General features: G+C 73.1%; 13 protein-coding genes. 5 read left to right on the plus strand and 8 right to left on the minus strand.

Features of this window, described 5'->3' with window-relative positions:
- Positions 1 to 18 precede the first annotated feature (18 nt).
- Positions 19 to 672: a zf-HC2 domain-containing protein gene (locus ACWD1U_RS09230; protein WP_451105867.1), complete on the plus strand. Its 654-nt coding sequence runs from the start codon at positions 19 to 21 to the stop codon at positions 670 to 672.
- Between the two features lie 106 nt (positions 673 to 778).
- Positions 779 to 1129 (plus strand): hypothetical protein, encoded by a 351-nt coding sequence (locus ACWD1U_RS09235; RefSeq protein WP_451105869.1) that lies wholly within the window; start codon positions 779 to 781, stop codon positions 1127 to 1129.
- 13 nt (positions 1130 to 1142) lie between these two features.
- On the opposite strand, the gene ACWD1U_RS09240 is transcribed toward ACWD1U_RS09235, so the two are convergent.
- The 3 genes from ACWD1U_RS09240 to ACWD1U_RS09250 all read right to left on the minus strand — a co-directional run bounded on the left by ACWD1U_RS09240 (position 1143) and on the right by ACWD1U_RS09250 (position 5339).
- Complete coding sequence (locus ACWD1U_RS09240) at positions 1143 to 2006, minus strand: Fpg/Nei family DNA glycosylase (protein WP_451105871.1); 864 nt, start codon at positions 2004 to 2006, stop codon at positions 1143 to 1145.
- 22 nt (positions 2007 to 2028) lie between these two features.
- The gene (locus ACWD1U_RS09245) at positions 2029 to 4119 is read right to left on the minus strand and encodes a SpoIIE family protein phosphatase (RefSeq protein ID WP_451105872.1); all 2091 of its coding nucleotides are present in this window, start codon (positions 4117 to 4119) and stop codon (positions 2029 to 2031) included.
- 77 nt (positions 4120 to 4196) lie between these two features.
- Positions 4197 to 5339, minus strand: coding sequence for a DUF6777 domain-containing protein (locus ACWD1U_RS09250; protein ID WP_451105874.1), 1143 nt, complete (start codon positions 5337 to 5339; stop codon positions 4197 to 4199).
- Positions 5340 to 5480: 141 nt separating this feature from the next.
- Here ACWD1U_RS09250 and ACWD1U_RS09255 point away from each other — a divergent pair, with 141 nt between their 5' ends.
- Positions 5481 to 6902 carry a lipase maturation factor family protein gene (locus tag ACWD1U_RS09255; RefSeq protein ID WP_451105876.1) on the plus strand — a complete coding sequence of 474 codons (1422 nt, stop codon included), beginning with the start codon at positions 5481 to 5483 and terminating at the stop codon, positions 6900 to 6902.
- Here ACWD1U_RS09255 and ACWD1U_RS09260 read toward each other — a convergent pair.
- From ACWD1U_RS09260 to ACWD1U_RS09275, 4 genes are read right to left on the minus strand one after another with little or no spacing between them, the layout of a single operon-like run.
- Positions 6890 to 7720: an amidohydrolase family protein gene (locus ACWD1U_RS09260; RefSeq protein ID WP_451105878.1), complete on the minus strand. Its 831-nt coding sequence runs from the start codon at positions 7718 to 7720 to the stop codon at positions 6890 to 6892. The two genes, ACWD1U_RS09255 and ACWD1U_RS09260, sit on opposite strands and share 13 nt — an antisense overlap.
- Positions 7717 to 8715 (minus strand): aldo/keto reductase, encoded by a 999-nt coding sequence (locus tag ACWD1U_RS09265; protein WP_451105879.1) that lies wholly within the window; start codon positions 8713 to 8715, stop codon positions 7717 to 7719. The genes ACWD1U_RS09260 and ACWD1U_RS09265 overlap by 4 nt, the downstream gene beginning before the upstream one ends.
- Entirely contained in the window at positions 8712 to 9476 is a 765-nt protein-coding gene (locus ACWD1U_RS09270) for an SDR family NAD(P)-dependent oxidoreductase (RefSeq protein WP_451105881.1), read from the minus strand. The genes ACWD1U_RS09265 and ACWD1U_RS09270 overlap by 4 nt, the downstream gene beginning before the upstream one ends.
- Positions 9473 to 10816 (minus strand): L-fuconate dehydratase, encoded by a 1344-nt coding sequence (locus ACWD1U_RS09275; protein WP_451105883.1) that lies wholly within the window; start codon positions 10814 to 10816, stop codon positions 9473 to 9475. Before ACWD1U_RS09275 ends, ACWD1U_RS09270 begins: the two co-directional genes overlap by 4 nt.
- Before the next feature lie 431 nt (positions 10817 to 11247).
- Here ACWD1U_RS09275 and ACWD1U_RS09280 point away from each other — a divergent pair, with 431 nt between their 5' ends.
- Positions 11248 to 11952 carry a FadR/GntR family transcriptional regulator gene (locus tag ACWD1U_RS09280; RefSeq protein WP_451105885.1) on the plus strand — a complete coding sequence of 235 codons (705 nt, stop codon included), beginning with the start codon at positions 11248 to 11250 and terminating at the stop codon, positions 11950 to 11952.
- Positions 11953 to 12004: 52 nt separating this feature from the next.
- On the opposite strand, the gene ACWD1U_RS09285 is transcribed toward ACWD1U_RS09280, so the two are convergent.
- Positions 12005 to 12478, minus strand: coding sequence for a carboxymuconolactone decarboxylase family protein (locus ACWD1U_RS09285; protein ID WP_451105887.1), 474 nt, complete (start codon positions 12476 to 12478; stop codon positions 12005 to 12007).
- 282 nt (positions 12479 to 12760) lie between these two features.
- Between ACWD1U_RS09285 and ACWD1U_RS09290 the strand changes: the two genes are divergently transcribed.
- Positions 12761 to 13786, plus strand: coding sequence for an alpha/beta hydrolase family protein (locus ACWD1U_RS09290; RefSeq protein ID WP_451105888.1), 1026 nt, complete (start codon positions 12761 to 12763; stop codon positions 13784 to 13786).
- Positions 13787 to 13891 lie beyond the last annotated feature (105 nt).

Below are 13891 nucleotides of genomic sequence, written 5' to 3' on the forward strand. Positions count from 1 at the left end.
ACGGCACGAGGATTCGGCATGAGGTCCCTGGAGAGGCATCGCGACGTCGGCGCCTACGCGCTCGGCGTGCTGGACGAGGCGGAGGCCTTCCGCTTCGAGGACCACCTCATGGAGTGCCCTCGGTGCGCTGCAGAGGTGACGGAATTCGGCCCGACGACACGGCAGTTGATGCTGTACCGGCGGGCCACGCCACGGTTCGTGAATCCGACGGCGCAGCCCGGGCCGCGCATGCTGGACCGGCTGCTGGCCGAGGTGGCGACCCGGCGCCGGGCCGGCCGCAGACGCATGCTGTTCGCCCTGGCCGCGTCGGTGGTGCTCGCGGTGTCGGTGCCCGGTGTCGCGATGATGGCCGAGGGCAGCGACGAAGGGCCCCGGACGGTCGCGGCGACCGACGCGCGGACAGGGGTGTGGGCGCAGGTCACGACGGAGGACGAGGCCTCGGGCAGCCAGGTCGAGCTGCAGGTGAAGGACGCCGCGGCTTCCCGTGCCTGCCACCTGGTGATCGTCGGCCACGACGGCACCGAGGAGACCGCGACCAGCTGGCACGGGCCCGGCCACGACGCACGGCCCCACACGATGATGGCCAGCTCGTCCATGCATGCGGCGGAGATCGCCCGCTATGAGATCCGCTCGACAACCGGAGAGGTCCTCGTACGGCTCGAGTCGAGCTGACACGCCGCGGGCCGGCCTGTCGTGCGTCCGCCCCTGTCGCCGCGCAGCCCGTGTGCGCCGGTGTACCTGCTGGGCGATACGCCCGGGAAGGGCCGGCGGGGGCGAGGTGACGACGGCAGAGCCCGGCGACGGGCGCCTCGAGGAGTTCCTCGCCGACCCGGAGAGCTCACGGCTCGACCTGGTGGACCTGGCCTCGGTGATGCCGCGCCGGTCCGAATGCGGTCATCCCACCCCGCTGCTCATCCGCGACCGGCGGCTGCTGGTGGACGCCGTGCGGCGCGAGCCCGACCCGCCGATGGGGCTGCCGTCCGCTTGCATCTTCCGGGCGACGGCCGTAGGCGAGCCGGCGCCCGAGACGCTCCGCCGGCTCATCCACTCCGTCCTGGACTCGCCCACCAGCCGGCTGCGGGACGACGCGACCATCCTGATGTTCGAATGGACGCCGCCGTCCCGGTGACAGGGTCCCGGGGTCACTTCAGCAACCGCGACAACCTGCGATCCGCCAGCGGCTTCCCGCCCGTCTGGCAGGTCGGGCAGTACTGCAGCGAGGAGTCGCTGAAGGACACCTCGCGGATGGTGTCGCCGCACACCGGGCAGGCCTCGCCGGTGCGGCCGTGGACGCGCAGGCCGCTCTTCTTCTCGGCCTTCAGCCGGCCCGCCGCCACGCCCCGGGAGCGTTCGACCGCCTCGGTGAGCGTGTCGCGCAGGGCCGCGTACAGGCGGCCGGTCTCCTCCGCGCTCAGGGACGCCGCCAGTTTGAAGGGGGACATCTTCGCCGCGTGCAGGATCTCGTCGCTGTAGGCGTTGCCCACGCCCGCGATCAGGCCCTGGTCGCGCAGCGCGCCCTTGAGCTGCCGCCGTTCACCGGCCAGGAGCTCCGCGAGGCGCCGCTCGTCGAAGTCATCGGCGAGCGGGTCCGGGCCGAGCCGGGCGACGCCCGGGACCTCCTGCGGATCCCGCACGACGTACACCGCGAGCCGCTTCTGGGTGCCGGCTTCGGTCAGGTCGAAGCCGGCACCGGTCTCCAGGGCCACGCGCAGGGCGAGGGGGCCCTTGCCGGGGCGGGGCGGGCCGTCGGGGAGGCGGTCCTTCCAGTGCAGCCAGCCCGCGCGGGCCAGGTGCGTCACGAGGTGCGGACCGTCCGCGGTCGCGAGGTCGAGGAACTTGCCGTACCGGCGTACGGCGGCGACCTCGTGGCCCTCCAGCGCGGACAGGGGCGGGTCGTACGTCTTCAGGACGCTGATCGCGACGGGCAGCACCCGTACGATCTCGTGGCCGACGAGGTGCTCGGTCAGGAAGTCCTTGAGCGCCTCGACCTCGGGGAGTTCCGGCATAGGTCCAGAGTGCCACGCGGGGTCAGTCCTGGTCGGGCACCACGAACTCGCACCACACGGCCTTGCCGCCGCCCCGGGCCTCCACGCCCCACACGTCGGTGAGCATCTCGACCAGCAGCAGGCCCCGCCCGGAGACGCCCGACTCGCCCGCGTCACGGCGGCGCGGCAGGGCGCTGGAGGAGTCCTCCACCTCGACGCGCAGCCGGGACTCGGAGCCGGTGAGGGCCCGGAGGGTGACGGCCGCTGAGCCCTCGGTGTGCATCAGGGCGTTGGTGATCAGCTCGTCGGCGACCAGTTCGATCTCGTCGGCGAGGTCCCCGGCACCCCAGGCGCCGACCGCGGTGCGGATCATGTGCCGGGTCTCGGACAGGGCCGCCGGGTCACCGGGGGCCACCTGCCGCTGGAGCCGGCGGCCCGACTGGGGGCCGTCCGGGCCGCGCCGGCGCAGCAGGAGCAGCGCCACGTCGTCGTCGCCGCCGCGCTCGGCGGCCACGTCGATGAGCCGGTCGGCGAGGTCGCGTACGTCGTCGGGGCCGGTGGAGACGAGTGCGGTGAGGGTCCGCATGCCGTCGTCGAGGTCGGCGCCGGGCTGCTCCACCAGTCCGTCGGTGCACAGCAGCAGGGTGTCGCCGGGGTCGAGCTCTATGGTGCCCACCGGGTACTCCAGGCGTCCGAACTCGGCGGACAGGCCGAGCGGCAGACCGCCCGGGACGGTGACGCGGCGGCAGGAGCCGTCGGTGTGGCGCACGAGCGGGTCGATGTGGCCGGCCCGGACCATCTGGAGCACGCCCGTGGACAGGTCGGCCTCGGCGTAGAGGCAGGTCGCGGAGCGGTCGGTGTCGAGTTCGTGCAGGAAGACGGAGGCGCGGGCCATGACGGTGGCAGGGGGGTGCCCCTCGGCGGCGTAGGCGCGCAGGACGATGCGCAACTGGCCCATGACGGCGGCCGCGTGCGTGTCGTGGCCCTGGACGTCACCGATGACCGCGCCGACCCGGCCGCCGGGCAGCGGGATCAGGTCGTACCAGTCGCCGCCGATGTCCCGGCCGACGGAGCCGCCGATGGTGGCGGCGCGGTAGCGGACGGCCACGTCGGCGCCGGGCACGCTGGGGATGGTCCGGGGCAGCATGGCCTGCTGGAGGCCCTGCGCCAGGTCCATCTCCTGCTCGTAGAACATGGCCCGCTGCAGGCTCTGCGCGATGCTGCTGCCGAGGGCGACGAGGATGTTGCGCTCCTCGGGCGTGAAGCCGCGCCGGTCGCTGTAGAGCAGGCCCATGGCGCCGATCGGGCGGGCCTGGACGATGAGCGGCAGATAGGCCGCCGAGGTGATGTTCAGGCCGGTGATGTGCGGCCACAGGATCGGGTAGCGCTCGGCGAACTCCTCCGGCGACTCGATGAAGCACGGGCCGAGGGTGCGGACGGCCTCGCTCATCGGGTAGGGCTCGTCGATCCGGGTGACGCGGGTGCCGGGCACGAAGCTGTCCGAGGGGCCCTCGGCGACCAGGCGGATCCGGCCGGCCTCGACCAGGCCCATGACGAGACTGGTGGCGCCCAGGTGGGTGAGGCCGTGAGTGTCCTTGAGGACGTCGATGACGTCCTGGACGGTGCGGGCGTGGGCGAGGGCTGCCGTGGTGAGCTCGACGACGTTGGTCTGCTGCCGGCGGGCCTCGTCCTGGGCGGCCTGGTCACGGCGGGCGTCGATCTCGCCGATCTCCTGGGTGGCGTCGCGGATGATGCCGATGATACGGCGGGGCCTTCCGGTGTCGTCGCGGCGGATGTAGCCCTGGGCGTGGGTCCAGCGCAGCGTGCCGTCGCGGCGGCGGAGGCGGAAGTAGGCGCCGTAGTTCGCGCTGCCGTCCTTCAGGGCCTGCGAGACCGCGGCGTCCAGGCGCCGGGCCTCGCCGGGCGGGACGCGCTTGGAGAGGGTCTCGGGACGGCCGTCGTACTCCTCGGGGCGCACGTCGAAGACTTCGTGCGCCCGGGGGTCCATGTGCATCAGGCCGGTGTCCAGGTCCCAGTCGAAGCTGCCCATCCGGTTCAGCGCGAGGATCGGATCCGGGTGGGCGGGCCAGTCGTCCGGGAGTGACAGGGCGGCGCTCGCTCCCCGATCAGCCATGGGCCCACCTTGCCAGGATCCGTCCGGTTCTTCGACCGGATGTGCCGAGTCTACGGGCCACCCGTCCGGGTCGGCCCTCAGTTGCTGGAGACGTCCGTGGGGCTGCCGAGGATGTGGTCGGCGGCCGGTTCGTCGGGAATCAGCCCGGCTCCGTCGGGAGGATCGGGGCTGTCCGCAACGGCGTCGGGGCCGACCTCCCCGGACTCGCCGGGGTCCTCCGGGGCCGGTTCTCCGGGGTCCTCCGGGGCCGGTTCGCCGAGGGTGGCCGGGGCTGGTTCGTCGGGGAGCGGGTCGGTCTCGTACGCCGGAAGCGGGGCGGGTTCTGTCGGACGGCTCACGTCGGCCGGGGAGCTCGCATCCCTGCGAGGCGGGCTGGGGCGGTCCGGGGCCGTACCGGATCCGTCCGGGGCGACGGACGGTGCGGGGGAGCTCGTCACCCAGGCGGGCGGCGGCAGCGCCCGGTCGTGGCGTACGTCGTGCCCGCGCCGCCGTTCGATCCAGGTCCGGGCGGCGACGTCGATGATCGTGAAGTCGGTGATCGCCCGGGGCGCGGGGGTCACGGTGATCACCTCGCCGGGCCGGTAGCCGGGCCAGGGCGTACCCCTGCCGACCGGCGTGCCGCGCATCCGCTCGGGCGGGCGGAGCGGGTTGCCGCAGGCACAGCGGACACGGGGCACGCCCCGGTCGTCGACCAGGACGGCGGTGCCCGCCTGGAGGACGGACTGGTAGGCGGTGACGCGCCCGGCGCGGTAGCCGTGGCCGGTGACACGGGTGTCGGCGCGCAGCACGACCGGGGTGAGGGCGCGCACGTGGTCGGGGACGGACGCCGGGGAGACGCCCGCGGCCCGGGCGAAGGCGCGGGTCCTGGCCCGGTCCCGGGTCAGGTGGCCGACCTGCCGGCCGATGTCGCAGCTGCCGGTCCGCTCGGTTCCGGCGTACAGGCCGGGCGTGGCGCCGGACAGGGAGCGCGGGCCGGTGGAGACCCGGGCGGCGCCGTGTGCTGTCTGCGGCGTTCGCGGGCCGGGGGACGGGGTAGCCGCCGTGCGTGCGGTGGAGTCCGTGAAGGGGTTCGGTCCCGGGGTCGCGGCCGGCTGGAGGAAGAGCTCTTCGCCGTTGCCCGCGTCGTGTCCGTGGCGGGTGCTGCCGCCGCCGCATCCCGAGAGGAGGAGGGCCGCCGAGAGTGCGCAGGCCGTGGCCGAGACTCCCGTGGGTGTCCGCACCTCGTCCTCCCGCTCACCTCGGCCCGTTTCGGGCAATTCATCACTATTGTTTGCCTCGCTCACTCGGGTCACGCAACCGGAGCGGCGGCACACGGAGCGTGACCACGAGGTCCGGCGCGGCACAGGGAGGAGCGCACGGACGTGGAATGGTTCACCGCATCCGACTACTGGCTGACCCGGCTGGTCTTCCAGCGGGCGCTGGCCGCCGTGTACCTGGTGGCGTTCCTGACGGCGGCGCTCCAGTTCCGCCCGCTGATCGGGCGGCGCGGCATGCTGCCGGTGCCGCGGTTCGTCGAGCGCGTGCCGTTCAAAAGGGCGCCGAGCCTGTTCCAGCTGCACTACTCGGACCGCTTCTTCGCGCTCTGCGCCTGGGCGGGCTGCGCGGTGTCGGCGGCGCTGCTGGCAGGGCTGGACTCACTGCTGCCGCTGTGGGGCGGCATGCTGCTGTGGCTGGTGCCGTGGCTGCTGTACCTGTCGATCGTCAACGTGGGGCAGACCTGGTACTCGTTCGGCTGGGAGTCGCTGTTGCTGGAGGTCGGCTTCCTCGCCGTGTTCCTCGGCAACGACGAGGTGGCGCCACCGCTCGTCGTGCTGTTCCTGCTGCGGTGGATCCTGTTCCGGGTGGAGTTCGGCGCGGGGTTGATCAAGATGCGCGGCGACGAGTGCTGGCGGAAGCTGACATGCCTGGACCACCATCACGAGACCCAGCCGATGCCGGGCCCGCTGAGCTGGTTCTTCCACCATCTGCCCCGGCCCTTGCACCGCGTGGAGGTGGCGGCGAACCATGTCACCCAGCTCGTGGTGCCGTTCCTGCTGTTCACCCCGCAGCCCGTCGCGACGGCCGCCGCGTCGCTGATGATCGTCACCCAGCTGTGGCTGGTGCTGTCGGGCAACTTCTCCTGGCTGAACTGGATCACGATCGTGCTGGCCCTGTCGGCGGTGAGGTTCCCGGCCGATCCGCCGGACGTGCCGGGCGCCCCGCTGTGGTACGTCGTCGTGGTGCTCGCGGTGTCCGCGGTGCTGGTGGGCCTCAGCTACCGGCCGGTGCGCAACATGCTCTCCCGCCGCCAGGTGATGAACCGCTCCTTCGACCCGCTTCATCTGGTCAACACCTACGGCGCGTTCGGCAGCGTCAGCCGGGTCCGGTACGAGGTGGTGGTCGAGGGCACCGCGGACGAGGTGCCCCGGGAGGACGGGGACTGGCGGGAGTACGAGTTCAAGGGCAAGCCGGGTGATCCGCGGCGCTGGCCGCGCCAGTTCGCGCCCTACCATCTGCGCCTCGACTGGCTGATGTGGTTCGCGGCCCTCTCCCCCGCCTACGCCGAATCCTGGTTCGGCACGCTGGTGGAGCGGCTGCTGGAGAACGACCGGGCCACGCTGAAGCTGCTGCGCCGCTCGCCGTTCCCGCCGGACCGGCCCCCGCGGTACGTGCGGGCCCGCCTGTTCCGCTACCGCTACACGACGTGGCGCGAGCTACGGGAGACGGGCGCGTGCTGGGAGCGGACGTACGTACGGGAGTTCCTGCCGCCGACGCGGCTGGTGGAGTCGGTTCAGAGGCCGTAGACCCGGGTGGCGGTGGTCTGGAAGATCTGCCGCTGGTCGTCCGGGTCGGTCAGCCGGCGCGTGACGTCGAGGATGTCGCCGTACGTCGCCGCCAGGGTGGACACCGGCCAGTCCGAGCCGTACATCAGCCGGCCGGGCCCGAAGGCCTCCAGGGCGATGTCGGCGTACGGGCGCAGGTCCTCGACGGTCCAGGAGGCGAGGTCGGCCTCGGTGGCCAGGCCGGACAGTTTGCCGGCCGTGTTGGGCAGGGCCGCGAAGGCGCGGAGGGCGGACGCCCAGGGTTCGACGGCGCCGGAGGCGACGGGCGGTTTGCCGAGGTGGTCGAGGACGAAGGTGAGGCCGGGCAGGGCGGCGGCGGCCCGGACGCAGGCGGGCAGCTGGTGCGGGAGCACCACGAGGTCGTAGACGAGCCCGGCGTCGGCGACGGCGGCCAGTCCGCGCCGGACCTCCGGGCGGAGCAGCCACTCGGGGTCGGGTTCGTTCTGGACCTGATGGCGGATGCCCTTGAGGTACGGCCCGCCGGGCAGTTCGCGCAGCCGGGCGAGTTCGTCGGCGACGTCGGGGCGCGTGAGGTCGGTCCAGCCGACGACGCCCGCGATCAGGTCGTGCTCCTCGGCCAGGGCGAGGAACTCGGGGGTCTCCTCGGGCACGGTGACCGTCTGGACGAGGACCGTGCGGCCCACTTTGGCGGCTCTCGCCTCGGGTTCGAGGTCCTTCATGGTGAAGTCGCGCCGCAGCGAGGCGAGTTCGGGGCCGGTGATCCAGTCCTGGTCCCGTACGGACAGGTCCCACACGTGGTGGTGGGCGTCGACGTTCATGACGCCTCCTTCGACGGCTCCTCGCCGGGAACCGGGACACCGTCGGGCAGCAGGCGCTCGGCACGCAGGTCCTGCCACAACCCGGCGGGCACCCGGGCGGCGAACTGGTGGGCGCAGTCGCGGACCTCGTGTGCCGAGCGGGCCCCGACGAGGACGCTCGCGACGGCCGGGTGGGCGGCGCAGAAGGCCAGGGCGGCGGCGCGCAGCGTGGTGCCGTGGCGCTCGGCGACGGACTTCAGCCGCAGCGCACGCTGGACCAGCTCGGAGGGGGCGACGGTGTAGTCGTACTTCGCGCCCGGCTCCGGGTTGGCCAGCAGGCCGGAGTTGAAGGCGCCGCCGATGACGACGGACGTGCCGCGTTCCCGAGCCGCCGGCAGCAGGTCGGTGAGGGCGCTCTGGTCGAGCAGGGTGTAGCGGCCGGCGCACAGCACCACGTCGACGTCGGTGTCGCGGACGAAGCGGGTGAGCATCTCCGTCTGGTTCATGCCGACGCCGATCGCGCCGACCACGCCTTCGGAGCGGAGCTGCTCCAGGGCCGGGTAGCCCTCGCGGAAGGCCGCTTCGGCGTGGTCGTCGGGGTCGTGGAGGTAGACGACGTCCACCCGGTCGAGGCCGAGTCGTTCCAGGCTGGCCTCCAGGGTGCGGCGGATGCCGTCGGCGCCGAAGTCCCAGACGCGGCGGTGGGTGGCGGGCACGGCGAAGCCGTTGGCGAGGTCGTCGCGGGTGCCGTCCGAGGGTTCCAGGCGGCGTCCGACCTTGGTGGAGATCGTGTACTGGTCGCGGGGGCGGTCGCGCAGGGCGGCGCCGAGGCGGCGTTCGGACAGGCCCAGGCCGTAGTGCGGGGCGGTGTCGAAGTAGCGGATGCCCCGCTGCCAGGCCGCCTCCACGGCCTCGTGCGCCTGTGCCTCGCCGACCTCGCTGTACAGGTTGCCGATGGCGGCGGCGCCGAAGGACAGGGCGCTGACCTCGACGCCGCTGCCGCCGAGCCGGTTCACCGGGCCACCGGGCGCAGCCGCAGGCCCTGCATGCCGCCGTCGACGGCGAGCGCGGTGCCCGTGGTGGCGCCGGACAGGGGACTGGCCAGACAGGCGATGGCGCCCGCGACCTCGGCCGGCGAGACCAGGCGGCCGGTGGGCTGGCGGGCCTCCAGGGCGGCGCGTTCGGCGGCCGGATCGGGCGCGGCGTCGAGGAGTCGCCCGACCCACGGGGTGTCGACGGTTCCCGGGTTGACGCAGTTGACGCGGATGCCCTCGCGGACGTGGTCGGCGGCCATGGCGAGGGTGAGGGAGTACACCGCGCCCTTGGTGGCGCTGTACAGGGCGCGCTGAGGCAGGCCGGCGGTGGCGGCGATGGAACAGGTGTTGACGATCGCGGCGTGTGCGGAGGCGCGCAGGTGCGGCAGGCAGGCGCGGGTGGTGCGGACCATGCCGACGACATTGACGTCGTAGACGCGGTGCCACTCGTCGTCGGGGTTGTCCTCGACGGTGCCCTGGGCGCCGATGCCCGCGTTGTTGATCAGTACATCGAGGACGCCGTGCCCGCCGAGATCGGCTACCGCCGCCGCGACGGCCTCGCGCACGGACGTGTCGTCGGTGACGTCCGCGCGGTAGGCCAGCAGCGGCTTGTCGACCGGCGACGGGTCGAGGTCGAGGACGGCGACCCGGGCGCCGCGCTCGGCCAGGAGCTCGGCGGTGGCCCGGCCGATGCCGGAGGCGCCTCCCGTCACCAGGGCCTTGATGCCCTCGAAGTCGCTCATGCAACCCGTCCCTTCTTCTGGTTGTCGAGGTCGGCGGCCCAGAACGCGCCGCCCGGGTACGCGTACCGCGCCAGCGACTCGGGCCGCATGGCGGCCGAGAAGCCCGGCACGGTGGGTGCCGTGTAGCGACCCTCGCGGATCACCACCGGATCGAGGAAGTGGTCGTGCAGATGGTCGACGTATTCGATGACACGGTCCTCGGTGGTGCCGGACAGGGTTACGTAGTCGAACATCGACAGGTGCTGGACCAGTTCGCACAGGCCGACACCGCCCGCGTGCGGGCACACCGGCACGCCGAACTTGGCCGCGAGCAGCAGGATCGCGAGGTTCTCGGGGACGCCGCCGACGCGCGCCGCGTCGATCTGGACGACGTCGAGCGCGCCGGCCTGGAGGAGTTGCTTGAAGACGATCCGGTTGTGCACGTGCTCGCCGGTGGCGACCTTCACGGGGGCGACGGCCCGGCGGATCGCCGCGTGCCCGAGGATGTCGTCGGGGCTGGTGGGTTCCTCGATCCAGTAGGGGTCGAACCGGGCGAGGGCCTCGGTCCAGCGGATCGCCTCGTCGACGTCCCAGCGCTGGTTGGCGTCGAGGGCCATACGGATGTCCGGGCCGACGACCGAACGGGCCACGCGGCAGCGGCGGATGTCGTCGTCGAGGTCGGCGCCGACCTTGAGCTTGATCTGCCGGAAGCCGTCGGCGACGGCCTCGGCGGCGAGCCGGGTGAGCTTGTCGTCGTCGTAGCCGAGCCAGCCGGGCGAGGTGGTGTAGGCGGGGTAGCCGCGCTCCAGCAGGCGGGCCGTGCGGTCCTCGGCGCCTCGCCTGCCCTGGCGCAGGAGGGTGAGGGCCTCCTCGGGGGTGAGGGCGTCGGTGAGGTAGCGGAAGTCGACCTGACGCACCAGCCATTCCGGCTCGGCCTCGGCGAGCAGCCGCCACAGGGGCAGGCCGGCGCGCTTGGCGGCCAGGTCCCACACGGCGTTGACGACCGCGCCGATCGCCATGTGCATCACACCCTTCTCGGGACCGAGCCAGCGCAGTTGGCTGTCGCCGATCAGGTCGCGGTTCAGGGTGGACGGGTCGGCGCACAGCTCGTCCACCTCGCGGCCGACCAGGTGTCCGCGCAGCGCCTCGATCGCGGCGACCTGCACCTCGTTGCCCCGCCCGATGGTGAAGGCGAACCCGTGCCCCTCGTGGTCGTCGGCCGCGTCCGTGCGCAGGACGACGTAGGCCGCGGAGTAGTCGGGGTCCGGATTCATCGCGTCGGAGCCGTCCAGCTCACGCGAGGTGGGGAAGCGGATGTCGTGGGTGTCGACCGCGGTGATGCGGGCGGGCGTCGGGGACACGGGGGCCTTTCAGGTCGGTGGACGGGGCGGGGAGGCCAGCGCTGGGCCCGCTGTGCGGTGCGGGGCCCCGACGGGCGCTGACCGCGTCACGGCGTCCCGGCTGACGCACCTGGCCGCCGCCCCGGAATGCGACGCAGCCGGTGCGCATGCGGCCGCCGACGGCGGCGAGGACGCCCGCGACGTCGAACACGCCGAGCAGGACGCGCTCACGCGGATGCCCGCGGCCGGGACGCGGTCTCGATCGCGCACTGTGCGTCCGGGCATCTTCGGGGGCTCCCATCGACCGGTGGTCCAGCAGCTGTCCGCATATTTATCAGACCACTCACCCGCCGGAACACCCTCTGACGGCAGATTCATCCGCACTCAGCACATAGTGGTCCGACCACTCGGCTGGTTAGACTGCGCCGGAGCGCTGTGACCGGAGGAGTGGCGTGGACGACGAGACAGCCCCGCAGAAGGGCACCGTGACGCAGCGCGCCATCGAGCGGATCAAGGCGATGATCACCGAGGGCCGGCTGGAGCCGGGCCAGCGGCTGCCGACCGAGCGGGACCTCGCCGCCCAGCTCGGCATCTCCCGCAGCTCGATGCGGGAGGCGATCCGCGCGCTCACGGTGCTGGGCGTGCTGGAGGCCCGGCACGGGTCGGGCATCTACGTGACGCAACTGGAGGCCGGCGACCTGCTGGAGACCTTCGGAGTCGTGGCCGATCTGTCGCGCGGTCCGCGTCTGGTGGAACTGCTGGAGATCCGACGGGTCCTGGAGTCGACGGGGACGGCGCTGGCCGCCGCCCGGATCACCGAGGACCAGCTGGCCGAGGTGGAGAAACACCTGGCGGCGATGAACGCCACGGAGGATCCGGAGGAGATCCTCTCCCACGACCTGGCCTTCCACCGGGTGATCGCGGTGGCCGCGGGCAACGAGACCATGGCCGCGATCCTGGAGGGCCTGTCGTCGCGGACGTTCCGCGCCCGGGTCTGGCGCGGCTACCAGGAGGAAGGCGCCCTCGCCCGCACCCGCCGCGAACACGCGGCGATCCACCGCGCGCTGGCCGCCCGCGACCCGGAGGCGGCGCGCGCGGCGGCGGCCGCGCATGTGGGCGAGGTGGAGCAGTGGCTGCGGGCACAGCTCGGGCCGTAGGCCCGGGGCCTGGTCACCCCGGGGCCCACGGCCCGCCCGTCCACCGGTGCCGCTACGCGAACTGACCGGGCTGGTAGTCGCCCGCCGGCTGCCGCAGCATGACGTTCAGCCGGTTCGCCGTGTTCATGAAGGCGATCAGGGTCACCAGCGCGACGAGCTGCTCCTCGTCGTAGTGCTTGGCGGCCCGCTCCCACACCTCGTCCGGGACCCCGCCGGCCCCGTCCGCGACACGGGTCCCCTGCTCCGCCAGCTCCAGCGCGGCACGTTCGGCCTCGGTGTACACCGTGGCCTCCCGCCAGGCGGCGACGAGGTTGACGCGTACGGAGGTCTCACCGGCCGCCGCGGCCTCCTTGGTGTGCATGTCGATGCAGACCGCGCAGCCGTTGATCTGGCTCACGCGGAGCGAGACCAGCTCTCGGGTGGCGGCGGGCAGCGGTGACTCCACGACCAGCCGCCCCAGGGACATGAACTGCTTGATGACCTTGCCGGCGCTCGGGATGGCGAAGACGTCCAGGCGCGCGCTCATGGTGAGCTCCTCTGTCGTTGTCGATGCTGACACCCCTATGAGTCAGAGGCCCGGCCCGATGTGACATCGAGGAATGTGACCTGCGTCTCCCCCTGTCCCCGAGCCGCCCGTTGTCCGCGCCGCAGCCACAGCGTCACCGGCTCGAACGGCCGCAGCCGCAGCCGCAGCGCGAGGACTCGTGGAACCGGACGACTCGCACTGGGCATCGCCGGATCGCACACATCGAGTACGTCCTGGGCCGGACCTGCCCCCACGCAGCCCGACGGGTTCACAATGGACGGTATGCGGCCACGGCGCACCGCCTGCGCCGCCGCCGGACTGCTGCTGGCCGTCACGCTCGGCTGCACCGGCGGCGGGACCGCCGCGCCCGGGGCCACCCCGGCGACCATCAGGGCGGCCGAGGAAGCGAGTTCGCGCGCCGCTCCCTCCCCCACGCCGGCCGAGCCGGTCTCCCTCCCGGCCCTGATGCGGCGGAAGCACACGGGCTCCGGCTTGCGCCTCGGCGACGTGCTCGACCGCACCGCCGCCTACACCCGCTACGCCGTCACCTACGAGGCGAACGGCCTCACCATCTCGGGGATCATGAACATCCCGGAGGGCAAGGGCCCCTTCCCGGCGCTGGTGCTGGCGCACGGGTACATCGACCCGGACGTCTACTTCAGCGGCCAGGGCATGCCACGCGAGCAGGACCGCCTGGCCCGCGACGGCTACGTCGTCCTGCACACCGACTACCGCAACCACGCCCGCTCCGACGACGACCCGGACAACGACGTCGACCTGCGCCTCGGCTACACCGAGGACGTCATCGGCGCCGCCCTGGCCCTGCGCGATTCCGGGCGGCCGGAGGTCGACGGCGACCGCATCGGACTGTTCGGCCGGTCCATGGGCGGCGGAGTCGTGTACAACACGCTGGTCGTGGCGCCCGGTCTGTTCGACGCGGCGGTCGCGTACGCCCCGGTGAGCGCACGGCCGCAGGAGAACATCGACCACTTCCAGCGGCCCGACGGCGACCCGCTCGTCGCCGAGATCGAGGAGAAGCACGGCACACCCGAGGAGAACCCGGCGTTCTGGCGCGGCGTCTCGCCCCTCACCTACGCCGACCGCATGACCGAGCCGCTGCTGATCCAGCACGGCACCGCGGACGGCACCTGCCCCCTCCCCTGGTCACGGGAGGCCGCCGCCGCGTTCGAGAGGGCGGGCAAGGATGTCGAGCTCCGCACGGTCGCCGGCGAGGGCCACACCTTCGGGCCGCGGTGGGCAGCCGAGATGGACGTCACCGAGGCCTTCTTCGCACGCCACCTGCGCTGAGCCCGTGACACCAGGACCCGGCCGACCGCGTCGATCCCGCATCGCCCCCTGTCAACGAGGCCCGCCCGGCCGGCAGGCGAGCCGTTGACCGGCGGCTCCCGCGGG

This window comes from Streptomyces sp. NPDC002788, assembly GCF_053592115.1.